Raw genomic sequence first — 21,273 nt, forward strand, 5'->3', positions numbered from 1 at the left:
TCGGACGCACCTCGCACTTCCGCCACCGATCACTTCGCTTGCCACATCCGCTCGGGCTTCGATAACCCCAAGCACTCATCAAGCGGCATGAGCAGTCAGCGGTCTGGGCCTCATGAACAATCTGCGAGAATGTGCTGCAGGCATTAGCGCCGCTTCACCGTTCGGTCTTGGCAAGCATCCCGGCGGCGGCGCGACAGCGGCGCTAGGTTTTCACTGCGGGGGGCTTGCAAGGCCTGGGGCGGCCGGGTCATGCAGGTATTCGTCAGCCAAGGAAGAGACGGCTCACGCCGCCTCCTCCTCGTCGAGCTCCGGCTGCAAGGAATGCAGGTAGTCGACGGCGCGCTGCGCATGTGCCGCCGCCGAGAATATGGCGCGCTTGTCGTTGCCCAGAACCTTCAGCCAGCCATCGAGATAGCTTGCGTGATCGGCGCGTGGTTCGAGCTCGGGAACGATGCCAAGATCGGCGCAGAGAAATGAGCTGCCGAGTTCGGCAATGAGCTCTTCGCGGGCGCGTTCGCTCCGGTCTTTCGCGTAGCGGCTGAGATCGCGATCCAGCCGTCGCGGTGCGGCGGTCCAGTGCGCGATCTCGTGGCTGAGGACGGCGACATAGGCGGCATCGTCCCGGAAGGCATCCAGGCATGGCATCTGGATGTAATCACGGTGAGCGGCATAATAGGCAGCCGATCCTCCGTGGCGGATCAGCGCCCCGGTATTGGCAAAAAAGCGGCCGGCATCGCCGATGCGGCTCATCGGATCCTGGTGAGGTGCGATGTCGTCAAAGCGCCCGTTGAGACCGGCGATCTGATCGGTGTTGAACACCGTGTAGGCTTTGAGGAATGGAATGTCCTGTTCGATCTCGGTGCCCGTCTCGGTCGTCTCGGTGCGGACGAACGAACTGGCAAAGACGACGGTTGTGCCGGTTTCGCCCTTGCGGACGGCGCCACCGAGTTCGATTGCCTGGCGAAACGTCATCCACCTCGATGAGGCAAAGCCACGGGCAATGGCTTCGGACCAGAGGAGCAGGACGTTGATCCCGGTGTAGGGTTGGCCGTTGTGGCGCAGTGGCCGGCTGACCTCACTTGCCGCATGTCCCGTCGTCCAGGGTTTGGTCCATGGCCGCACACCCTGTTCGAGATCGGCGATGATCTTGGTGGTGATGCGGCTGTAGATATCGGATCGTTGATTGGTTTGTTGCCTGCTCATGTCTGAACCTCCGTTTCGAGGTCGCGGCCATCGCGACCTGCTACGGCGGTCCGAAAGCCGGGCTGCAAGCGCTGCCTGCACCCGCAGGGCCGCAACGCAGTGGAGGACGGCAAAGCCGTTGCGGGCGGCGCGAGCCTGGCAGGACCAAAAGCCGGGGGCAGGACGCGACGGCCGCAATTCAAGTGGAAGGTTTAGACGGAGGCAGACGTGGCAAAACCCCGAGCCGGTGTTCCGTCGCCCACATCGCAAATGAACCGAGTGCGATACAACATCACGCGCCAATCAAGATCGTCATCCTGAGCGATGAACATCGAGGCATGGCGCGAGAATGGGCTCAACAGCCGGCTGGCAACGATCGATCGCGCTCTTGTTCGGCGAGGCAAGCAGCCGGAGGTATGTCGCTTCAAACTCTCTCAGCGATGTCCCTCGAAGAGCGCGAGGTGGGCTTTGCAATTGTCGCCACGTGGCGGAATGTTCGTGGGATTGTGGTCGGGCAAACTCGCCGGCGATGACTTCACGTCACTGCCAACCGATCAGCCGGGCTGTTGGTGGAGACCGGGGCCGCCAAGTCACTTCAGTAAAGGCAGGCGGAATCGGAATTGAGCACAGCCCTATGAAAGCCCCGCTGCTCGCTCTCTCACATTCGGGCAGGAGGCCAACCAGACCTTATCCAGTTCGCGAGCAACGCGGCTCATACCCGTTCCGAGCCAAGGCAAAATGGCCGCGATTGGGTACGATAGGAAATGACAATTTCAGCGCTCGAACCGATCCAGCATCCTCTTCAGTTGTGTGTTTTGCAGCCTAAGCTTCGTCGCCAGCTGATCCCGAAGCAGCCTGATTTCTCCATCCAGGCTGACTGCGTCGTCAGAAACGGCGGTAGCGCCTGGAGAAGGTGGCAGAACGACAGCAATCGTTTTCGCTTTCTTGCTCCGCCTGCTGCGCTTTCGCGTTGGACCCTCGCCTACTGGCAATGCCTTTGGCGAGGGGTGCCCGGCTACGTCGGCCTCATTGGATAAGGCCGGATCAACCGCTTTCTCAGGCGTGGCGCTTTCGACATCTGTCGTGTCATCAACACTGCTTACCGCTTCTTCGGCATGATGGGGGTCTACCGACCCCGCCTCGTGTTGTTCGTGAGTGACCGGCTTTTCGTTGGCCGCACGGTCTGCGGCTTTCGACCGGTTGTCGGCCGTTTCAGTCGGCTCGGCGATGGCTGATACGTCCGGCTTCACATCATCGGTCGAGCCGTGTTCTTGCCGCGGCTGCCGTCGCGGCGACACTAGCCGAGCAAGAAGTTTCCATGGAGACGCCATTTATTCGACCTCGAATTCTACTGCGTATGCAAACTGCGAGCAAAAACGTTGGCGGCAGAACGAACCGTCGCCAAAATCTTCACTTCAATAAGCATGAGAATGCGGCCAGCGCTTGGCCGTCTGCTGCCGATCAACCGAGGTTGAGTCGCTTTCGCAGATCGGCATTTTCAGCGCGGAGCTTCTCCGCCAGCAGCTTGCGCAGTCTCTGGTTTTCCTCTTCGAGCTGCAGAAGATCCACGATCTCATCAACTGCCGCCACCGACGGTGCAGCCGCTATCGACACAGCCTTCGGAGCACGTTTGACAGGTACACGCTTGGCACTCGTCGTCCCTTCGTCAGGCTTTGCTTTGCGTCCTCTCGTCTGCTTTCCAGCTTTGGCACCCGAAGCCGCTGCCGGTTGCAAAGAAACGGCGGCTGAGGCGGCTTCAGGCACCACCTTCTTGGCGCGAGGTTTGCGCACCTTCTTCGGTACATCGGGCGCCGCGGCGGCCGGCGTGTCAGCATTGGTTGTCGTATCTTTTTCGTCGGCCATTATGGTCTCCTGTAAAGCCGATGCATTTGTCTCCTGCTCAATCGGCAGTGTCAACAACGGCGCGGCCCGTTCTTCTCCGGATACAAGCATCTCGCTGCTTCTTGCCTGAGGAGCTAATGACATAAATGGCATTGCCTCGTCTTCCATATCTTGCGCAACGGACTTGAGATCCGTGTCTGCCCAGATCGAGCTCGGTTTAGAGTTGAGTTTTCGCCGACCTGATTTGTACTCGACGGCGAAGCTGCGCTGCACTTTTTTCACTTTAAAAAAGCCTTGGGTATCTGCGGTGACGTTTCAGCGACGTTTTAACCATCGCAACATGGCGTGCAAATAACGACTATTGCGCCGGCGGTCCACACCTGGCGATACCACAGCCACGGGAGCTGAGACGACAAAAGGCTCCAGTGGGCTCATATGGAGCGAACGTTACCGCTCTGGATGGTCATTCCTGGACGCTGCGGTTCGGCGACGAAGTGCGCCCTGAGGAATCCTACTTCGAAGGAATCGATGAAGAGGCTGACCCCAAGCTGATCCCGCTAGTCCAGCAGTTGATCAAGCAGAAGACCTCCCGGTGGTCCCCGGACATGGTAAGCGACCCCATCCAAGAAAGTCTGCTGAAGATCATTGCGGAAAAGAAGAAGGCTCTCAAGCCCGCCAAGAAGGCCGCGAAGGGCAAGCCGGACGCCGCTCCGGCCTCGAACGTCGTGAACATCATGGACGCGTTGAAAAAGTCCGTGGCCGCAGAGCTGAAATCGAGCAAGGCCCGGTGACCCCATGCACGACGTGAGCACGATACCGATCATGGAAATTGCCGTGTCTTTGCCGGATCGAGAGCATTTCGCAACGGCATCCACGATACCGGGCCTGATGGGCATCCTGATGTCGGAGAGATGGCCCAGGCAGCTAAATGATCCGACATGGAAGCACGCGCTTGCCTCATGTCTGTGGTCGCTTCAAGGCGAACTGCAGCCCACTAGAGCGAGACAAGCTTTCGTGTCTGCAGCTCGAGCCGCCCATTTGAAGGTTCTGCCCGACGACGAACAGCGGCTTCGGAGCCGTGCCGCGTCTTCGCGCCGAGAGGTTGTCGTGCGAAGACGCGACTTGGAAGCCGGGTACGTCGACGGGTGATCCCGATGACGACCTGGACAAGCTGAGGCATTCTCACTTCCAGGATTTCTGCTATCGTCCACAGGTCACGGGAGTAGGCGTCATGGTTGCAGCGAGTTTGGTTCCGCATGCATTTTACTGGGCGAAGTCCTCGAAGTATTTCGACGGACGACCAACGATCGTTCGGGTCTCCACGGTCTTCGGGGAGGATTCGGACTATTGGACGCTGGAGCTCCTGGGAACCGATCAGCACGCCATGCCCGCGGACTTCGAGATCATCGCTCCGGCGGAGCTCCCAGAAGAATACCCTCTCCGGCAAGCCGCCGAGTGAACGTTAATCAGCCCGGAAAGCTGTTCCGCTTGGCGGCACCCGCAGTGCCTCGTGCCCGGCGGTCCCAATGTTGGTGCGATATCGATGATCTCATCGTGCGAGACGGTCGGATCTTGCTTGTTCCCGGCAATAGCGAACCCGATCCTAAAGCCGGCTTCACGACGGTCTGGCAGTCGCTAAAGTTTCTCGACAGGCTCGCCGTTAGGGTTGGGCACCGGCGCCTCCCTTGTATCTCGGGCCGGGTGTTTGCGATCGTCAGGCTCCTGCGGTTCCTTATGGTCGGGGCGATTGACAGGCTGCTCTTTAGGATTGCCCCTTTTTGATGGGGCATTATTCTTTTTGGACATGGCCAGTTCCTCCACTTCAACGGTACGAACCGACTGGGGACATTGAAAGTTCCGAGGCAGCCAAACTGCCGACCAGCGCATAAAACTTAAGCTGAAATACATTCGGTGGCGCTGGCGGAGCGATCCTACTGTCGTCCGAGGAAGTTAAGAACGCTTGGTACCATCGGAAGGCGCCCCCACTCGGATACGGAGCGGTGTTCGTCGGCTCTACGGCCGCCATTCCTGGCTGTTGCGATCGTCGAGCTCGCGATCTAGGTAGAACGCTGCGCTGATCAGAGCGAGATGAGTAAAGGCTTGCGGGAAATTGCCAGCGAGCTGCGCCTTGGTATCAAACTCCTCGGCATATAGTCCGAGATGGTTGGCATAATTCAGAACCGACTCGAAGACCCTGCGAGCCTTCTTGGTGTCCCCCGCTCGTGCGAGACACTCTGCATACCAGAATGAGCAGGCTGAGAAGGCGCCCTCCTCCCCGTCAAGGCCGTCATTACTTCGATATCGGTGCACGACACCGTCGTCCGCTAGTTGGTCGCCGATCGCCGTCAAGGTCGACAGCCACCTCGGGTCCGTGGCACTGACAAACCTCACCAGCGGCATGAGCAGCAGCGAGGCGTCAAGCGTGTCGCCTCCCTTTGTCTGCACAAAGTGCCCCTTCTCCTCGTTCCAGAAATTGCTTAGCCAACTCGTGAGCGCAATTGTTACGCGATTTCTAAGGGCGGAGGATACCAGCTTCGATCGCCGCTTCCTGAAAGGCACGCGCTGCCGCCGCATGATCCGCTTCTCCGCTGAGCGACTTCATGCAGGCGCGTTTTGCAATGGCGAACGACCTCCCGCCTTTTTCGGGCCAGCAGGTCATGAGGGTCTCAAGGGCCTCGCGGCTGTTTTGGATGCTTTTGAAGTGATCGCCGCCCGCGACGGCGATCTCGATAGGTGTTTGCCAGATTTCTGTCGGCATCGAGTCCTCCTGCCAATGAATCTGATAGTACAAATGCCCCACTGCGAACGGCGTTCCAACGCTAGGACCTTGGTCTGATAGGTGCAGTTGATCGCCACCTATACATGCGGGTCATGATCGAGCGGGATTATCAAGAGGAAGCGCGCATCCCCTCGATAGCGGATATACCGATCAGCCATTTAGTGAAGTCGTAACGGCGCGCGCTTCGCGAAAAGCACGCGGGAATAGCATTCTCTTGGGACTGCGCAGAGGCGATGGTCAAACAGGTTTTGGAGACACCTACCAAACGCGCTGCGCCTTCACCGCTCATGCGAAAACGCCCTTTCCGACAACCGGGGTGGACGGTACTGCCATGTCGCGCGGCTCCAGCATGCCGGAAAGATAAGCGAGCCGTCCGGCCTCGATCGCTTTGCCGAACGCCTCGGCCATGGCAGGCGGATCGCCTGCAACGGCGACCGCCGTATTGAGCAGCACCGCGTCGTAGCCGAATTCCATCACCGTTGCCGCATGCGACGGTCTCCCGATCCCCGCATCCACGATCAGCGGGATGTCCGGAAAGGCGCTCCGCATGGCGGCGAGCGCGGACGGGTTGCGCGGACCTGCCGCAGAACCGATCGGCGAGCACCAGGGCATCAAGACCTGGCATCCGACGGAGACCAGCTTTTCACCGACCACCAGATCGTCCGTCGTATAGGGAAATACGCAAAACCCTTCCGCGCAAAGAATGCGTGCGGCTTCGACCAGTTCGAACACATCCGGCTGGAGACTGTCGTGATGACCGATCACCTCGAGCTTGATCCAGTCGGTACCAAATACTTCGCGTGCCATCTTGGCGGTCAGAATCGCCTCCGATGCGCTGTGACATCCCGCGGTGTTGGGCAGGACGTGCACCGCGAGCTGGCGGATGAGTTCGAAGAAGGCTCCACCCATCTTTCCGCCGGCCGTTTCGCGGCGAAGCGAGACCGTGACGATCTCGGCACCGGACCGGTTTACCGCCTCGGCAAGGACGGCCGGTGACGGATAACGCGCGGTACCGAGCAGAAGCCGCGAAGACAACTCAGCATCATAAAGAGAAAGCATGGATCAACCTCCCTGCATCGGGGACAGGATTTCGATACGGTCACCGTCGTCGAGCCGGTGGCCAGCTCGGTCCTCGCGATGGACGAGATCTCCGTTGACGGCGGTTGCCAACCAGTCGCCCTCGTATTCCAGAACATGAAGAAGTTCGGCCAGGGTTGCGGCCTCGCAGACCTGGGTTTCGCCATTGATGATCAGTTCCATGGGGTTAGCCTTTCAGAAGAATGTCGCGCGAGGAGAATATCGGCTGCCCGCACAGCCATGGCGGGTGCCAACAGGAAGCCATGCCGATGCATGCCGGCGATCGCGAGCCCCTCCTCGGTTTCGATTACTTGCGGAATGTTGTTGGCAAACGCCGGACGTATGCCGGTCCCGGTCTCGACGACGCGTGCCTCGCCAAACGCCGGATGCAGCGTATAGGCCGCGTTCAGGAATTCCATTAACGAACGCGCGGCAATCGGTCCGTCATCTTCAGCCTCGATCATCGTCGCCCCGACCATGAAACGGTGATCGTCGCGGGGCACGATGTAGATCGGATGGCGTGGGTGCAGCATCCTGATCGGCCTGGAAAGCGTAACATCCGCAGTTTCCAGGTAGAGCATTTCGCCTCGCACGCCGCGCAGGCCGGAAAGCCGCGGTATCGCCGCTGGCCCGGTGCAGTCGAGCACGCCGGCAAATCGCCGCTCCTGCGGCTGGCGTCCCCCGAAATGGAAGACTACGCCGTATTCGCGGAGTCTGTCGGCTAGCCCGGCCAGTGCGCGGCGTGGATCGAGATGCGCCTCCTGCTCGAAGAAAAGAGCCTTTTCGAAGCGGCCGGCAAGGGCAGGTTCTAAGTCGGTTACGCCCTTGCGATCAATCCAGACATGACCGGTCGTGCGCGCGGCAAACCGGGCGAGATCCGGAAGGTCGCGTGGCTGCGCCACTACCAGAGTACCGCGGCGACGAACCTCGCCGGGCACGGCCTCCTCCCACCATCCGGCCGCGCCCAGCCCCAGTGTCAGGACAACCTCTTCGGCAGCCTCCCGTTCGCAATAGGGTGCGAGCATTCCTCCAGCAAAATGCGAGGCGCCAAGCCCCACCCCGCCAGCCTCCTCGATCACCTCAACCGAAAAGCCCCGCTTGGCGAGTTCATAGGCCGCGGCGAGGCCGGCAACGCCAGCCCCTTTGACGAGAAACGTAGACACTATGTATTACTCGGAGCGTTTTCGACCGGCATGTAAAGATCGCCGCCATCGCGATATTTGGCGGCCATGGCTTGCAGACCCTCTTTCTGCGCTTCGGCGCGGATATCGTGAGAAATCCGCATCGAGCAGAATTTCGGGCCGCACATGGAGCAGAAATGCGCCACCTTGTGCGCCTCCTTGGGCAGTGTCTCGTCATGCATCGAACGCGCCGTTTCCGGATCGAGCGAGAGGTTGAACTGGTCCTCCCAGCGGAACTCGAAACGAGCGCGCGACAGCGCGTCGTCACGCACCTGGGCCGCCGGATGGCCTTTGGCGAGATCGGCCGCATGTGCGGCGATCTTGTAGGTGATGACGCCCACCTTGACGTCGTTGCGATCCGGCAGGCCGAGATGTTCCTTAGGCGTCACGTAGCAGAGCATGGCGGTGCCGAACCAGCCGATCATCGCAGCCCCGATGCCCGACGTTATGTGGTCGTAGCCCGGCGCGATATCGGTGGTCAGCGGCCCGAGCGTATAGAACGGAGCCTCGCCGCAGACCGCGACCTGCTTGTCCATGTTGGCCTTGATCTTGTGCATGGGCACGTGGCCGGGACCCTCGATCATCACCTGGCAATCCTTCGCCCAGGCGATCTTCGTCAGCTCCCCGAGGGTCTCCAGTTCCGCGAACTGAGCCGCATCGTTGGCGTCGGCGATCGAACCGGGGCGAAGACCGTCGCCGAGCGAGAACGACACGTCATAGGCCTGGGCGATGTCGCAAATTTCCTCAAAGTGCTCGTAGAGAAAACTCTCCTTGTGGTGGTGCAGACACCACTTGGCCATGATCGAGCCGCCGCGGGAAACGATGCCGGTGACGCGGTTGACGGTGAGCGGGATATAGGCGAGCCGCACGCCGGCATGGATGGTGAAGTAGTCGACACCCTGCTCGGCCTGCTCGATCAGCGTGTCGCGATAGACCTCCCAGGTCAGGTCCTCGGCAATGCCGTTCACCTTTTCGAGCGCCTGGTAGAGCGGCACGGTGCCGATCGGCACGGGCGAATTGCGGATGATCCAGTCGCGGATATTGTGAATGTTGCGGCCGGTCGACAGGTCCATGACCGTATCGGCGCCCCAGCGGATCGCCCAGACCATCTTCTCGACCTCCTCCGCCATCGACGAAGTGACGGCCGAATTGCCGATATTGGCATTGATCTTCACCAGGAAATTCCGGCCGATGATCATCGGTTCGGATTCGGGGTGGTTGATGTTGGCGGGAATGATTGCCCGACCTTCCGCGACTTCGCGGCGAACGAAATCCGGCGTCACGAAATCCGGCACTTGGGCGCCAAAACTTTCGCCGTCGCGAACGAGCGGTTCCCTGGCCGCCTGCCGGCCGAGGTTCTCGCGGATGGCGACGAATTCCATCTCCGGCGTGATGATGCCGGCCCGCGCATAGGCGAGCTGGGTGACGGCCCTGCCCGCCTTTGCCTTGAAAGGTTGGTTGCGGATCGGGAATTCCGGCGTCAGGTGGCTGCCGGACACGAAGCCGTTGTCCTCCGGCCTGACGATGCGGCCCTCATAGGCCTCGACATCGCTGCGGGCGACAATCCAGCTTTCGCGCAGGCGCGGCAGGCCGGCATCGATACTGATCGCGGCGCCTTCTACCGTATAGGGACCGGAGGAATCGTAGACGGTGACCGGCGGTTCGCCGGAGGTCGGATGCAATGCGATCTGACGGATCGGCACGCGGATGTCCGGGTGGATCGTTCCAGCTTTCAGGACTTTCGTGGAGGCGGGAAGCGGGCCGGTAGTGACGACCGGGGTGAGCTTGGTGGTTGCGATATTCATGGTTCGAGGCTCCAAGGTTTGACGTTTGGAGACCCAGTTCCAGAGTTGGAATGATGGAAGAACACGTCGGAATCCGAAGAACGGAGTCCCGCCCTCGCCGCCGCAGCGCTCGCACCGTCCCTACGCCAGTATGAACTGGATCAGGTTCAACGGGTCACTGCGCCTCGGCCGGCCGAAGCCGATCCGACCAGCAGTATCTCAGCCCCTTGGCGGGACCCCCCTGGTGAATAGGGCTAAGCTATTGTGAGCAATGGCGCTCCGTCAAGTCCTTAGGGTACCGGGACCCATATCCCGACCGTTTGCAACTTGTTTGTCGCCACTCCAAGGATTTCCCGAGACGAGACGCGCGTCCTTACGGCATAACGAGCAAGAAGCCAGATGATTTCCTGGCTGACCTTCATATTGCGTTTCCCGAGGCGCTTCTTTCGAGTGCCAGACTTGCGCGGCTTAATCTGCGCAAGACAACGCCGACGGTTGGTTCATAAACGCGCTTCACCAAAATGGGCTGAAGAAATTCGCAGCCATGCTCCGCCAGGACATCAACCGGCTGGACCGATAAGGATGAATCCGATCAACTTGCCGCAGTCGTCGCTTTCAGTGCTTGAAGCAGTTCTCTCGATGCCATTGCAGGAACTGAGAATGCGGCCGCTCATGCGAACCGCACCCATAATGTCGTCGGTGCTGCGTAACCCTTATTTATGGAACTGCAGTAAACAAATCGGTCGGTTCAGCTTTGCCGCACTACGGCAGTCAACTGAATTTCAACTATTGACCCACTAGGTAACAGCTAACACCCACTGCTGCCCTCGCTCCCACAGCCTCTCCCCCAAGTTTCAGCATGATGAGGTCCGATGCGAAGTCAGCCACTCGAGAGTGATCCCGAAAATCTTGGGACGCTGCGACGAACACCGTCATTGTGATTACTTCTGATATTCGCTCTCCTGGCGTCAACAAACTACCGGCTGCTCTGAGGGTATTCGAAGCCGCAAGTTCGACGGCCCCCTAATCATTTAAGGTCGTCATCGCATCTGACGGTGCCTGTTCGCGCTAGCGCACCGTCTAGTCGAGGCGTCATACCAGTGTAAACGATATCGCGATGACGCTTTGCTAGCCAGTAGTTTGACGCGCGTCGATCTCGGTGATCGTAGTGGAGCGTCATTCGGCGCAGTTTGTCGCGGGGGCTCACAACACCGATTTCTGCGATTGGTCGAGCGCCGCATACCGGGCTGGCGGCGTGAGAATAGGCCGGTCGAAGATGAAAGCAACAAGGACAACTCCAGAGCTTTTTTCCTCGTCCGTTAATACCGCCATCGCTTCATCTGCGTTGTTGGGAAGGATTCGCCATTGGCCCTCAACAACTCTGCATTTACAGGCCCTGCACGGTCCCGCTTGGCAGCTCGATCCTATAGAAAGTCCAGCTCCGCAGATTATTTCAAGAAGCGTTCTGCTACTATCAGTAGCGATGGACAAATCACAGTCCAAGAAACCGACTTTCACGATTTTGGGCACTGGCCCGAGTTCGATTATCCAATGGGCATGGCGTGCGAACATCTTTGCCAGCCAACGAATCTGGCCGAACCGACGAGGCCGGTCCGGCCGCCAGCGCTTGAACGTCAAGAGAGGGAACAAACCAGGTCGTTCATCAATCCGCGAGTTCGGCTCCGCCTGCATCCTTCTTGACCGTGATCGAGACGGGCGCTTCGCCGTTGGCCGCGATCTGCAACTGGAGTGTCTTCGGTGAAGGCGTCGTGTACAGCATGGAGTTTTCATTAGCGCGGTAATGCGTCTGCGCGGCCGCCCAGTCGGCGACACCTTTGAGATCGAAATGCAGCCCGGTGGTTTTTCCCGCAGCCATCGTGAAACCTGACAGGTCGCGATAGATGCTTTCGGTCTTGGCGTTCGTATCGTCGGTCAGCGTCAGATACATTTTCAATCCCTTGAGATCGGCCGTGCCGACGTTCGAGATGGCAATTTCCAGATGATCGGAAACGTCCTTCTTCGTGACCGGATCGAAGTTGTCCTCAACCTTGACGGAGAGAACGCGGATCGTCGCCGGCGTCCCGGTCTGGACAATCGGGTTATCGAGCTCCGTCGGTCTGGCGTCGGCCTTGTCGTTCTGGCCGTCGCCGTCCGTATCCGCGATCAGGGGATCGGTCGCCAGCAGTGTCTCGGCGATATCGGGGATGCCGTCATTGTCGGTATCGAGAGGGGCCGAGACCGCAGGTGCAGCGGAGGCTGTCAGACCCAGGAGAAAGAAGCTCGATACGAGAAAATTCGTCTGTTTGACGTGGGTCATGGTCAGTCCTTTTTGAGGTTTGCGAAGTTGGGCGGAAGCATAAACAGGGCGGCGAGAAGGGCTGTGAATAGGCCGATCAGCCAAGCGGCGTCGCTCCAGCGATCCCGCATGACGGTGACGAGTGGTTGACCGTAGTAGATTTCCTTGATGCCAAGAGCTGCGAAGCTCCAGCGTTCAAGATGTTTGGCGGGAGACAGCTGTTCAATGCCGTCACGGACCGTTTCATAGGTCGCAAAGGACGTCATGATCTGTTTTTCCCGCGGCTTGGCGATGCCGAGTGTACGAAACACGCCGGCGCCAACCTGGTTGTCGGGATCGAGCGTATCGCCGATCTGCGGCGCGATCAGAACTAGGGGAAGCCAGATGGCGAAGGCGGCCATGATGGCGTGCGCCGGCCGGCGCATGTGGAGCGCCAGAATCAAGCCGAGCAGGAAGAACGATCCGACGTACAGGGCGGCGGCGGCAAAGGTGACCAGAATTCTGGCCGTGTCGGCAGCAGTCAGCCCGACCCCGCCGATCAGGGTTATTCCGGCCGCACCGATGATGAACACGATGGCCAGGATCATGACCAGTGCTGCAAGGTTTCCGAGCATTTTTCCGGCGAGCAGAAGCCGGAACGACAGCGGACGGGTCAGGAGGAGACCGATCGTATTGCGACCACGCTCGGAAGCCGCGGCGCGATGCCCCAGGACGATGCCGAGGATGGCACCGATGATCTCCAGATATTCGATGAAGCCGCCCAATAGCGCCAACGGCTTAAACGACGGTGGCGCAAGCGCGTCCGCAGATTTTCCAAGCGAGAGCAGCAAATCGCGCGAGGCGGCATAATCGGCAACCTCCGCATTCATAGCCACCGCGCCAACGATCAGAGCAGTTGCGCCGCAGACTATGAGGAGGAGGCTGACGACGGCAAACAGTCTACCCCGCGCAGCGTCACGGATTTCCTTTAAGGCGATGGTGGTTAGTTGAAACGCGGTATCACTCATCGGTCTGGCTCCGCGTGGGATCAAGGTGCAACACACCGAAGCAGGCGGCGGCAGCCAGTAAAAAATTGGCAACGATCAGGCTCGACAGACCTGCGGCAGTCCAAGCGCTGCACTATCGGCCGGCGCGAAACCAAGAATGGATGCAGCAAGGTCGCGATAGGTCGAGGTCAACGAAACCGGGGCGAATGCAGGCCCTGTCAGGGCGAAAAACCAGCCCCCCGGCGGTGGCACCATCGCCTTAACCGGGTTCAACGCCGCCATCGGGTTGATGTTGGAGGTGATTTGCGGAAGAACGAAGGTAAGTGTCAGCCAAATGGTCACTGGAACGAGCAGCCCCATGGTCTCGGAGCGAAACAGGCTGGCACACGACATGGCAACCCAGCCGAACACTATCAGGAACAGGCCCGACAACGCGTAGAAGGACAGAAAGGCGATCCAATCCTCGGTCGTGGGAGGAAGCGCCGGTAACAGCAGCAGTGTCATTGCGTTGGTGAGCGCCGCACAGAGCAGCAACCATGTCAGCATAACCACCAATGCAAGCCGATATGGCGACGAGCACCGATCGGGTTGGCGACGACATCGATGCCGGACACGAAAGCCTGACCTGATGATGGCTTCAGGAGTGTCGTCAGGATATTGAGGGTCGTTGTCTTTCCCGCACCATTATGACCGAGGAAACCGAAGACGCTTCCTTGTTCGACAGCGAGCGAGATGGATTTCAGGGCCTCATAGCCGTCATAGCGTTTCGACAGCCTGTCGATGGTAATGGCCGGGATCATCGTTTTTCTCCTTTGGCAGCAGGAACGAGCATCGTTCTGAGAAGGCCGTCCTTGAGCCAGAATTGGTGAAACAGTGCTGCGCTCGCGTGGAGGACAATCAGTCCGATAAACACCGGTTTGGCCCAGGAATGAATGTCGCCGAAGGGTCCGTCGGTGTAGAACCCCAGGAGGCCAGTCACTGGGACGGCGACAAGTAGCGCGTAGAAAATCCAGTGGGTGATGTGCGAAACGAACGACATCCAACCGGGAATGCCGCCGGGGTTCGAAGGCGCGCCATGCGTCAGGCGAACGAACAGGCGCAACACAACGAGCGCGAGGATCGCTATGCCGAACCAGTAGTGCAGGTTGGCAATATTCTGGTCGAAGGGTGAGGCAGTCCCGCCTTCGGCCATCGCATCGACGCTCGCGGTCATGCTTTCGCCGAAGGTCAGCTGAAATGCGACAAGCGCGGCAATCAGCCAATGAAGCGCGATTTGCAGACCGGAATAGCTACGCGCACCCGGCTCAGAAGTGTTGGTTGAATAGCTCATAAATATACTTTCTCGCTGGGGCTTGGGCTTCGGAGATGATCGCGTCCGCCCGGCGCCTGGCCGGACGGACGTCGCACCGGGTGAGATCAGGCTTCCAGCACACCGATCTCATCCGAGCTTCGGTGGTTGAACGTCATGTAAACAACGATGGCGACGATGGCTGCCAGGAACAGTGCGCTGGTCATGATCGTGCCGAAGCCCAAGCCACCGTATTCGACTGGCTGCGAAAGCAGATCGCCGAATGACGCGCCCAATGGGCGGGTGAGGATGTAGGCAAGCCAGAACGACAGAATTGCATCGACTTTCAGAGCGAAATGAGCAAAGGCGATGGCGGCGATCACGGCTGCGAAGATCACGCCGGTTGTGAGATAGCCAAGATCGAAGTGCTCAGCGACGAGATCACCGGCGGCCGTTCCGAGCGCGAAGGTGAACAGGATGGCAAGCCAATAGAAGGCCTCGCGCCGGGTGGTGAAGACCGCATGGATCGACAGCGTGCGCTCCGACGCGTACCAGATGACGAACGTGGCGAGGAGTGCCGCACTGAAGGCGATCGTCGTGGTGGTCAGGGGAACCGCAAAATTATCGACCAGATTGTCGGTGATCAGCGTACCTACGACACTGATGAGCACGACGGTCAACCAATAGGCCCAGGGCACATACTTCTTTTGCGAAAACTGAAGGACGAGCGCCACAACCAGAATCGCGCTCATGATGATAGAGGTTGCGGTCAAACCGAGGCCTAGATTGACCGCCAGATAATCGGCGGCGGTTTCACCCATGGTGACGGCCATCAGTTTGATCAGCCAGAAATCGACCGTGACTTCCGGAACTCGGTTTTGACGTATAGTCGTGGATTCGTTTACTGCCTGCAGCATGGCGCATCTCCTGTCGCCTCGTTGACAATGAGGGCGCGCGCCATCGGGCGCGCCGGACGATTTTTTGAGATCAGCGGAACTTTACTTGCCGAGCAGTTTCATCGCGTCCGCGAAGAACACGTCTGCGCGTTTGTCGTCGTCGGCATTGCACCGCTCGACACCCTTGGCCTCCAGGTCGGCAACTGCCTTGGCGTCGGCCGCATTCAACGTTGCGGAGGACGTTGCTGTGCGCAATTCCTTCAGCATGTCTTCGCAGGGCACAGGCGCTGCATAGGCCGACGACACGAAACCGGTGATCGTTGCGATCGCAGCCGCAAGAAGAATCTTTTCCATTGGATATCCCATCAGGTTCAGGCGGCGCACCGACCTGGCGCGTCAAGCCTGATGAACCTTTAAGGGCGCAGACTTAGGACTGAATTAGAGGATAGACGTGGTTAGGCTGGTACGCGGGTCCGTACCTTCGGGAACAAAAGTGTAGCGATTAGCCCGGATCGATCCCGCCTGTTTGAAATCTCTATATGAACGCCGTATCGATCGGCCACAGTTCTGGCGATCGACAGTCCAAGGCCGCTGCCTTCCACTCCCGTATCGGCCACGCGATAGAAGCGGTCGAAAACTCGGTCCTTGAGCTCTTCCGGAATGCCGGGTCCGGTATCTGTGATCGTTAGCAGTGCCGTTTCGCCGTCAACGCACACGGCAACATCGATTTCACCGCCCGGCATCGTATATTTGACCGCATTGTCCACCAGGCATTCGATCATAACGCGAAAATCGGTGGCGTAGCCTGAAACCGTGACTGCGTCCGCGCGGACAAGTCCAAGATCGACGCCCTTGGTGTCTGCAATGGGCGAGAGGACCGCAATGACTTCGAGCGCCAGCGCATCGAGCGCGACACCATCGTCGCGTGCCGGGCGTTGTTCTGCTTCTTGGCGGGCAAGGCGCAAGAGCTGATCCGTCAGCATCGCGGCGCGGCGCACACCGCTCTCCAGATCGACGATACGGTCGGCGGCTTCCGGATCGGTCACTCGCGCCTTCAGATTTCCGACTTGCAGGGTGACTGCTGCAAGCGGCGTGCGCAACTCATGAGCGGCATCCGACAGGAAGGCCCTCTGCTGGTCGATTACGCTACGAAGACGTGACAGCGCGCCATTCATCGCTTCGACAAGGGGACGCGCTTCACCGGGAACACCATCGAGACGGATCGGCGTTGTGTCCGTTGGCGACCGTCGCTCAACGTAGCGCGTCACCTCCGTCAGCCGGCGAATGACCAGCCCGACCAGCCAGTACACCAGCCACCAGGAAAAAGGGATGGCGACAAGGAATGGAACGGCCGCGCCAAGGGCGGCATTTGTGGTCAGTTCATCGCGTACGACAGTCTGTTGTGCAACTTTGGTAACGTGGTCAGCACCGGCAAGCGTAAACAACCGCCAATGCGTGTTGCCGGCATCGAACTCGCTGAAGCCCTCGGGTGAAGGGTTGGGTATGGTAACCGCTGTGGAGGATCTGCGTGTGGCGCGTCCGTCCGGATAAACGACTTCGACGATGTAATCTTCGTCCGCTTCATGCGCCGGCAATGCCGTGGTGCTGACCTTGAGCGAACTGCCGTCACCGACAAACCGGGCGATCTGGTGTTGTTGCAGATCAAGCAGGTCCCAGGTTTCGCCCTGTGCCGACCAGTACGCGAAACCGGCCGCCAGAAAGCCGATCAGGGTCAAAAGCAACGAGAAGGCGAGAACGAGGGAACGGCTGAGCGACATCAGATTTCTTTCCGCACCATCCAGCCGGCGCCGCGAACGTTGCGGATGATATCCTTGTCAAACTTCTTGCGGACATAGTGGATCAGCACGTCAATGGCGTTGCTCTCAACCTCTTGCCCCCAACCATACAAACGCTCTTCGAGTTGCGCCTTAGACAGGATCGTGCCCGGACGTTCCGTCAAAGCCTGAAGCAGCGCGAACTCGCGCGCCGGAAGCGCTTCCGTGATCCCACGGTAAACGACAGTGTGGCTGGCAAGGTCGATCGTGATCTCACCGGCACGAATGGACGACTGCGCCTGGCCTGCATGCCGTCGCTGCACGGCGCGGATACGTGCAAGCAATTCGCCGATTTCAAAGGGCTTTACAACATAGTCATCCGCGCCGATGTCAAGGCCGGCGATCCGGCTATCGAGGCTATCTCGGGCTGTAATAATGATGATGGGCGTCTTTTGCCCAGCATTGCGCGCGCGTTCAAGCACTTTGGTGCCATCGAGTTTCGGCAGGCCAAGGTCAAGCAGGATCATGGCGTGACCGCCGACGGCGATCGCCTCTTCTCCGCTTTCGCCGTCCCTCACCCAGTCGACGCTCATGCCGGCATCGCTCAGCGCCTGAACCAGACTTTTGCCGATCATCAGATCGTCTTCTATCAGCAACATCCGCATACCGAGCGTCCCTCAGATGTCCATATCGCAACTTCTTGTCTGGACGCCGTTTTGCGATTGCGGGGCGGGAAACGCCTATCGTTAAGGGTGATCGCTGTCACCTAAACTTCCTTTACTCTACGGATATCCACGCTGCGGCCACTTCACCTGTAGCGGGATTGAAGTACAAGTCAGCTGGATCACCGCGGGCCGTCAATGCCTTCACCTTGTAGCACGAGCCCTCAATAGAGATAGACTTGACGATAGGGTATCCCGAAGCGCGCGCGCGACGACACCTTTCAATGGTTGTCGGGCGTATCTGCCCGATTGAAGGACTGCGCACAGCGCGATAACAGTTTGGTGGTCCGAACCGGCCACATGTTCGAGCCTCCACAGAGTAATCGCAAATTCACGAAATGCCGACTTGTGACCCGCGGCGTGAGAAAAAGTCCGGGCAAGCGCCCGGACTCCTAGATGGGTGTCTCTAAAGCAGCTGAACTTCGGCACCTTGTACCATGGCTGTCCATGACTGGCAGTTGCTTCGATCCGCACGCTACAAACCCGTTCTCACGCGTGGCCGCTGCAGTTCCGCCACGGCCATGACGAACCGAAGTTCCTCTTTCCCGCAGTTCATGTAGGCATGCTTCTCTTCTACGTGCCAAGACCGATGAACCCGCGTGAACGAGGTGCTCGCTATCGGCCAATTTCAGGGTCAATTCGCCGACTTCCACGTCCAGGAGTTCGAGCGCTCCCGGCGAATGCCGGGCGATTCAAAAATTTTTCCGGGAAACAGCGTCCACTGCCAAAGCGGGATTTCGTCCGGTCCATGCGTTCCAACCAGCAGCGTAGCACTACCACTCTTTGGGCCGAGCCAAAGGATGGAGGCGTCTCCCGGAGGGACAATGCGTACCGGAACCATTGGCGGCCACTCCGATAAAATCCGCCACTGAAACGCCCAATGCAATAGCGGCCCTGCGGAGCGTCGCGATGCTGGGTTGGCGGTTCCTCACAATCTCGACGAACATGCCTTTTGCTCAGCCGGACTTTAGAGACAATTCATCAAGTGTCAGGCCGCGTTGCCACCTGAACGCCACCAAGGATGCCGGACGAGACATTGACTGACTAACCGGGACCGGACATGCTGTGGCGGCTCCGTCCAATGTTGGAGCACAGGATCACTTTGAGGATCGGACGCTTGAGAACTCTGGCCGCAGGAAAAACGCTTTTTGTTTTTATCCCGGGGCTGTTTTTCATGGCGTCGTTAGCCGAGGCCACCGATGTCGGGACAACCTCAAATTTGGGGGAAACCGGCACTTGGATCATGACGCTCGGTGCAGGCATCGAATACGGCCCGAAGTTTCCGGGTTCGAAGCATCACGGTTTCAGCGCTATGCCCTCCTTCGATATCAGGCGTTTCGACGAGCCGGATGAGAACAGCGCGCCGGACGACAATATCGATTATGGCCTTATCGACGTCGGCGGCTTCGAGGCTGGTCCGGTGCTCGGGTTCCGCGACAGCCGTTCGCACTCCGATGACGACGGGCTAAAAGGCATTCATTCGGTGCATTGGGGCGTCGATGCCGGCGTCTTCGCGCAATACTGGGCGATCCCGAACCGGCTGCGGTTCCGCTCGGAAATCCGCCAGGCGGTATCGGACGGCAGCGGTCTGGTCGTCGATGTCGGCGCCGATTGGTTTAAGCCGCTCGGCGAGAAATGGCTCTTCTCGGCCGGTCCGCGCGCCTCTTTCGGCAACGGCGCCTATATGCGGAAATATTTCGGCATCTCTTCGACGGAAGCATCGCAGAACGGTGCCCTGCCCACCTTCGACGCAAAAAGTGGTTTGAAATCGATCGGCTTCACGGCCTCTGCCGCCTATGATGTGACGCCGACCTGGACGCTGCAGCTTTACGACCGCTTCGACCGACCGACAGGCGATGCAGCCGATAGTCCGATCACCTCGAAGCTCGGAGCCAAGAACCAGAATGTGATTGGCATTTCCCTCAGCAAGGCCTTCAGCGTCAATTTCTGATACCCCGCGCAGCAGCCCGTCAGTCGTTCCGCTGCGAGGCCGTTGCGATGCACCAGATGCCGATCAGGATGAGGCCGCTCCCGGCAAGCTGAAGCAGCGGCAATGGCTCGCCAAATGCGTACCAGGCGATGGCCATGATAAAGACATAGCTGATCGCCGTAAGCGGGAACGCCTTGCTGATATCGAGCTCTGAAAGCACCCTCATCCAGATCGCAAAGCAGGCGATCTCCGCCACAATCGCTGCCAGGAACCAGTGCGAGGAGAGGATCTGCACGAGCCAGTTCCCGCCGGAATTGCCCGATTCCTCGGCGCTGCGCTTCAGCAATATCTGCTGCACGGTGTTCAGAAGCGGTACGGCAAGCCAGATCGGCCGCATCACGCTCACGCCTCCACCTCGCCGCCATCGTCGGCGGTTAGCAGCGGCGATATCTTCTTAAGGATGAATTGCAGCACGGGATTGCGATGGCGGAAATAGATCGCATTTGCCGTCAGATGGCTGCCGAGCCGAACCTTGTTGCGATAATAGGCCTGACCGCTCTGATAGCGGCCGATACCGTAGCGCAGGCAGTATTCGAGATTGTTGAACCAGCTGAGATAATAGAGATTGTAACGCCTCCCCTCCTCCGCATCCATACAGAAGAATTTGTCGATCAGCCTGTTCTCGTCATGGACCAAGAGGTTGGCGGCCAGCAATTCGTCATCGACGAAATACATCGTGCAAAAGGAATGTCCCGGCATGCTTTTCAGGATGCCGTCGAAATAGGCTGGTGTCAGCTCTTCGAACTGCCATTCGCTCCGCTGCCGCGTCTCCAGATAGAGTTGCATAACACGCGGCAGGAGATCGCCGAATTCGGCTCGGTATTCCACCCGGACCTTCTCACGGCCGCGCAGCTTGCGGCGCATGTCCTTGCGTGTTCCCGGTGAAAGACTTGCGAAATATTCGTCAATCGTGTTGAAATCGATATCCAGCCATGCTGTCGGCATGCCGCCGATCTCGGCATAGCCGCTGGAGGACAGAACCGGCTCGGTTCGCGACGGGATGGGCTGCGGTAGATCCTTCAGCGCCATCAGCGAGCACCTTTCGGCCTGCGCATGCGCCTCGAAAGCTTCGAGAAGCTGGGCAAGGAGTGCCGGCCGCCGGGCTTGCGCAATTTTCGGATGAAAGCCGATGGCACCCGTCTCGGTGCAGGGGGAACCGAGACAGGCAAGACGAAGCGTCAAGAAGCCATTGAAGGTGCTGCGGATCTTTTCGACCGCCCGTCTGATGCGGCCGGCTTCCAGCGTCGTCTCCAGGGCGTAGCGGCAGAGGAATGCCGGCATGGCAGCAACGATCTCGCCACATTCGCGCACGACCACGTAGCGCCAGTCGAACCCCTCGATGCCGGCCTCCTCGACCACAAGCAGATAGTCATAGGTCTCGATCTCGTCGGGGAAGCAGGCATTCCAGGCTTCGCGGCCAAGCATGCGAATGCTCCGGACGATGGCGGCTCCGGATATGATGTCGCTTGAGGCGA

24 protein-coding genes, 2 pseudogenes and 1 riboswitch are annotated in these 21,273 nt (G+C 59.3%); of the genes and pseudogenes, 4 read left to right on the forward strand and 22 right to left on the reverse strand.

The window, feature by feature from the left end:
• Positions 1–282: 282 nt before the first annotated feature.
• From BA011_RS28530 to BA011_RS28540, 3 genes are all read right to left on the reverse strand, one after another.
• Positions 283–1,203, reverse strand: coding sequence for an ArdC family protein (locus BA011_RS28530; RefSeq protein WP_065283291.1), 921 nt, complete (start codon positions 1,201–1,203; stop codon positions 283–285).
• Between the two features lie 752 nt (positions 1,204–1,955).
• Positions 1,956–2,513 carry a hypothetical protein gene (locus tag BA011_RS28535; RefSeq protein ID WP_065283292.1) on the reverse strand — a complete coding sequence of 186 codons (558 nt, stop codon included), beginning with the start codon at positions 2,511–2,513 and terminating at the stop codon, positions 1,956–1,958.
• Positions 2,514–2,643: 130 nt separating this feature from the next.
• A complete protein-coding gene (locus BA011_RS28540) occupies positions 2,644–3,306 on the reverse strand; it encodes a transcriptional regulator (protein WP_065283293.1) in 663 nt (220 codons plus the stop codon).
• Between the two features lie 188 nt (positions 3,307–3,494).
• Between BA011_RS28540 and BA011_RS28545 the strand changes: the two are divergent.
• The 3 genes and pseudogenes from BA011_RS28545 to BA011_RS28555 form a co-directional block, all read left to right on the forward strand.
• Positions 3,495–3,815, forward strand: a pseudogene (locus tag BA011_RS28545) (Ku protein); the annotation flags it as partial.
• 109 nt (positions 3,816–3,924) lie between these two features.
• Positions 3,925–4,173, forward strand: a complete 249-nt coding sequence (locus BA011_RS46585; RefSeq protein ID WP_420493448.1) for a DUF982 domain-containing protein — start codon at positions 3,925–3,927, stop codon at positions 4,171–4,173.
• A gap of 82 nt (positions 4,174–4,255) precedes the next feature.
• Positions 4,256–4,483, forward strand: coding sequence for a hypothetical protein (locus BA011_RS28555; protein ID WP_065283295.1), 228 nt, complete (start codon positions 4,256–4,258; stop codon positions 4,481–4,483).
• Positions 4,484–5,037: 554 nt separating this feature from the next.
• Here the strand turns inward: BA011_RS28555 and BA011_RS28565 are convergent.
• The 17 genes and pseudogenes from BA011_RS28565 to BA011_RS46595 form a co-directional block, all read right to left on the reverse strand.
• A pseudogene (locus BA011_RS28565) lies at positions 5,038–5,538 on the reverse strand (glycoside hydrolase family 15 protein); the annotation flags it as partial.
• Positions 5,537–5,782, reverse strand: coding sequence for a DUF982 domain-containing protein (locus BA011_RS28570; RefSeq protein WP_065283298.1), 246 nt, complete (start codon positions 5,780–5,782; stop codon positions 5,537–5,539). The pseudogene BA011_RS28565 and the gene BA011_RS28570, both read right to left, overlap by 2 nt.
• A 306-nt stretch (positions 5,783–6,088) precedes the next feature.
• On the reverse strand, positions 6,089–6,862 hold the full coding sequence (locus BA011_RS28575) for a thiazole synthase (RefSeq protein WP_065283299.1): 774 nt from the start codon (positions 6,860–6,862) through the stop codon (positions 6,089–6,091).
• A gap of 3 nt (positions 6,863–6,865) precedes the next feature.
• A complete protein-coding gene (gene thiS, locus BA011_RS28580; RefSeq protein ID WP_065283300.1) occupies positions 6,866–7,063 on the reverse strand; it encodes a sulfur carrier protein ThiS in 198 nt (65 codons plus the stop codon).
• Positions 7,054–8,043, reverse strand: a complete 990-nt coding sequence (gene thiO, locus BA011_RS28585) for a glycine oxidase ThiO (RefSeq protein WP_065283301.1) — start codon at positions 8,041–8,043, stop codon at positions 7,054–7,056. Before thiO ends, thiS begins: the two co-directional genes overlap by 10 nt.
• Positions 8,043–9,866 (reverse strand): phosphomethylpyrimidine synthase ThiC, encoded by a 1,824-nt coding sequence (gene thiC / locus BA011_RS28590; protein WP_065283302.1) that lies wholly within the window; start codon positions 9,864–9,866, stop codon positions 8,043–8,045. The genes thiO and thiC overlap by 1 nt, the downstream gene beginning before the upstream one ends.
• 99 nt (positions 9,867–9,965) lie before the next feature.
• Positions 9,966–10,098, reverse strand: a riboswitch (TPP riboswitch).
• Positions 10,099–11,048: 950 nt separating this feature from the next.
• Positions 11,049–11,537, reverse strand: coding sequence for a 2Fe-2S iron-sulfur cluster-binding protein (locus BA011_RS46590; RefSeq protein ID WP_065283303.1), 489 nt, complete (start codon positions 11,535–11,537; stop codon positions 11,049–11,051).
• Positions 11,509–12,162 (reverse strand): hypothetical protein, encoded by a 654-nt coding sequence (locus BA011_RS44495; protein ID WP_065283304.1) that lies wholly within the window; start codon positions 12,160–12,162, stop codon positions 11,509–11,511. The genes BA011_RS46590 and BA011_RS44495 overlap by 29 nt, the downstream gene beginning before the upstream one ends.
• A gap of 2 nt (positions 12,163–12,164) precedes the next feature.
• Positions 12,165–13,148 carry an ABC transporter permease gene (locus tag BA011_RS28605; protein WP_151343608.1) on the reverse strand — a complete coding sequence of 328 codons (984 nt, stop codon included), beginning with the start codon at positions 13,146–13,148 and terminating at the stop codon, positions 12,165–12,167.
• Positions 13,149–13,223: 75 nt separating this feature from the next.
• Positions 13,224–13,673 carry a hypothetical protein gene (locus BA011_RS28610; RefSeq protein ID WP_065283306.1) on the reverse strand — a complete coding sequence of 150 codons (450 nt, stop codon included), beginning with the start codon at positions 13,671–13,673 and terminating at the stop codon, positions 13,224–13,226.
• On the reverse strand, positions 13,667–13,927 hold the full coding sequence (locus tag BA011_RS28615) for an ATP-binding cassette domain-containing protein (RefSeq protein ID WP_065283307.1): 261 nt from the start codon (positions 13,925–13,927) through the stop codon (positions 13,667–13,669). The genes BA011_RS28610 and BA011_RS28615 overlap by 7 nt, the downstream gene beginning before the upstream one ends.
• The gene (locus BA011_RS28620) at positions 13,924–14,457 is read right to left on the reverse strand and encodes a cytochrome b (RefSeq protein ID WP_065283308.1); all 534 of its coding nucleotides are present in this window, start codon (positions 14,455–14,457) and stop codon (positions 13,924–13,926) included. The genes BA011_RS28615 and BA011_RS28620 overlap by 4 nt, the downstream gene beginning before the upstream one ends.
• Positions 14,458–14,543: 86 nt before the next feature.
• Positions 14,544–15,332 (reverse strand): hypothetical protein, encoded by a 789-nt coding sequence (locus tag BA011_RS28625; protein ID WP_065283309.1) that lies wholly within the window; start codon positions 15,330–15,332, stop codon positions 14,544–14,546.
• An 81-nt stretch (positions 15,333–15,413) separates the two neighbouring features.
• On the reverse strand, positions 15,414–15,665 hold the full coding sequence (locus BA011_RS28630; protein ID WP_062945500.1) for a hypothetical protein: 252 nt from the start codon (positions 15,663–15,665) through the stop codon (positions 15,414–15,416).
• Positions 15,666–15,766: 101 nt separating this feature from the next.
• Complete coding sequence (locus BA011_RS28635) at positions 15,767–17,089, reverse strand: ATP-binding protein (RefSeq protein ID WP_065283310.1); 1,323 nt, start codon at positions 17,087–17,089, stop codon at positions 15,767–15,769.
• Complete coding sequence (locus BA011_RS28640) at positions 17,089–17,751, reverse strand: response regulator transcription factor (RefSeq protein WP_065283311.1); 663 nt, start codon at positions 17,749–17,751, stop codon at positions 17,089–17,091. The genes BA011_RS28635 and BA011_RS28640 overlap by 1 nt, the downstream gene beginning before the upstream one ends.
• Positions 17,752–17,863: 112 nt before the next feature.
• Entirely contained in the window at positions 17,864–18,124 is a 261-nt protein-coding gene (locus BA011_RS46595) for a PepSY domain-containing protein (protein WP_420493437.1), read from the reverse strand.
• Positions 18,125–19,051: 927 nt separating this feature from the next.
• Here BA011_RS46595 and BA011_RS28645 point away from each other — a divergent pair.
• The gene (locus BA011_RS28645) at positions 19,052–19,759 is read left to right on the forward strand and encodes a MipA/OmpV family protein (protein WP_237352713.1); all 708 of its coding nucleotides are present in this window, start codon (positions 19,052–19,054) and stop codon (positions 19,757–19,759) included.
• Between the two features lie 19 nt (positions 19,760–19,778).
• On the opposite strand, the gene BA011_RS28650 is transcribed toward BA011_RS28645, so the two are convergent.
• On the reverse strand, positions 19,779–20,135 hold the full coding sequence (locus BA011_RS28650) for a DMT family transporter (RefSeq protein ID WP_062945505.1): 357 nt from the start codon (positions 20,133–20,135) through the stop codon (positions 19,779–19,781).
• Between the two features lie 5 nt (positions 20,136–20,140).
• Positions 20,141–21,223 carry a peptidogalycan biosysnthesis protein gene (locus BA011_RS28655; RefSeq protein ID WP_420493441.1) on the reverse strand — a complete coding sequence of 361 codons (1,083 nt, stop codon included), beginning with the start codon at positions 21,221–21,223 and terminating at the stop codon, positions 20,141–20,143.
• Between the last annotated feature and the right edge of the window lie 50 nt (positions 21,224–21,273).

It is taken from the genome of Rhizobium leguminosarum (assembly GCF_001679785.1).
Taxonomy (GTDB): Bacteria; Pseudomonadota; Alphaproteobacteria; order Rhizobiales; family Rhizobiaceae; genus Rhizobium; species Rhizobium leguminosarum_R.

Bases quoted from the DNA above. Each gene is read 5' to 3' on its own strand.
- BA011_RS28530 (WP_065283291.1), bottom strand. From the start codon at position 1,203: ATGAGCAGGCAACAAACCAATCAACGATCCGATATCTACAGCCGCATC.
- BA011_RS28535 (WP_065283292.1), bottom strand. From the start codon at position 2,513: ATGGCGTCTCCATGGAAACTTCTTGCTCGGCTAGTGTCGCCGCGACGG.
- BA011_RS46585 (WP_420493448.1), top strand. From the start codon at position 3,925: ATGTCGGAGAGATGGCCCAGGCAGCTAAATGATCCGACATGGAAGCAC.
- BA011_RS28555 (WP_065283295.1), top strand. From the start codon at position 4,256: ATGGTTGCAGCGAGTTTGGTTCCGCATGCATTTTACTGGGCGAAGTCC.
- BA011_RS28570 (WP_065283298.1), bottom strand. From the start codon at position 5,782: ATGCCGACAGAAATCTGGCAAACACCTATCGAGATCGCCGTCGCGGGC.
- BA011_RS28575 (WP_065283299.1), bottom strand. From the start codon at position 6,862: ATGCTTTCTCTTTATGATGCTGAGTTGTCTTCGCGGCTTCTGCTCGGT.
- thiS (WP_065283300.1), bottom strand. From the start codon at position 7,063: ATGGAACTGATCATCAATGGCGAAACCCAGGTCTGCGAGGCCGCAACC.
- thiC (WP_065283302.1), bottom strand. From the start codon at position 9,866: ATGAATATCGCAACCACCAAGCTCACCCCGGTCGTCACTACCGGCCCG.
- BA011_RS46590 (WP_065283303.1), bottom strand. From the start codon at position 11,537: ATGCAGGCGGAGCCGAACTCGCGGATTGATGAACGACCTGGTTTGTTC.
- BA011_RS44495 (WP_065283304.1), bottom strand. From the start codon at position 12,162: ATGACCCACGTCAAACAGACGAATTTTCTCGTATCGAGCTTCTTTCTC.
- BA011_RS28605 (WP_151343608.1), bottom strand. From the start codon at position 13,148: ATGAGTGATACCGCGTTTCAACTAACCACCATCGCCTTAAAGGAAATC.
- BA011_RS28610 (WP_065283306.1), bottom strand. From the start codon at position 13,673: ATGCTGACATGGTTGCTGCTCTGTGCGGCGCTCACCAACGCAATGACA.
- BA011_RS28615 (WP_065283307.1), bottom strand. From the start codon at position 13,927: ATGATCCCGGCCATTACCATCGACAGGCTGTCGAAACGCTATGACGGC.
- BA011_RS28620 (WP_065283308.1), bottom strand. From the start codon at position 14,457: ATGAGCTATTCAACCAACACTTCTGAGCCGGGTGCGCGTAGCTATTCC.
- BA011_RS28625 (WP_065283309.1), bottom strand. From the start codon at position 15,332: ATGCTGCAGGCAGTAAACGAATCCACGACTATACGTCAAAACCGAGTT.
- BA011_RS28630 (WP_062945500.1), bottom strand. From the start codon at position 15,665: ATGGAAAAGATTCTTCTTGCGGCTGCGATCGCAACGATCACCGGTTTC.
- BA011_RS28635 (WP_065283310.1), bottom strand. From the start codon at position 17,089: ATGTCGCTCAGCCGTTCCCTCGTTCTCGCCTTCTCGTTGCTTTTGACC.
- BA011_RS28640 (WP_065283311.1), bottom strand. From the start codon at position 17,751: ATGCGGATGTTGCTGATAGAAGACGATCTGATGATCGGCAAAAGTCTG.
- BA011_RS28645 (WP_237352713.1), top strand. From the start codon at position 19,052: ATGACGCTCGGTGCAGGCATCGAATACGGCCCGAAGTTTCCGGGTTCG.
- BA011_RS28650 (WP_062945505.1), bottom strand. From the start codon at position 20,135: ATGCGGCCGATCTGGCTTGCCGTACCGCTTCTGAACACCGTGCAGCAG.
- BA011_RS28655 (WP_420493441.1), bottom strand. From the start codon at position 21,223: ATGCTTGGCCGCGAAGCCTGGAATGCCTGCTTCCCCGACGAGATCGAG.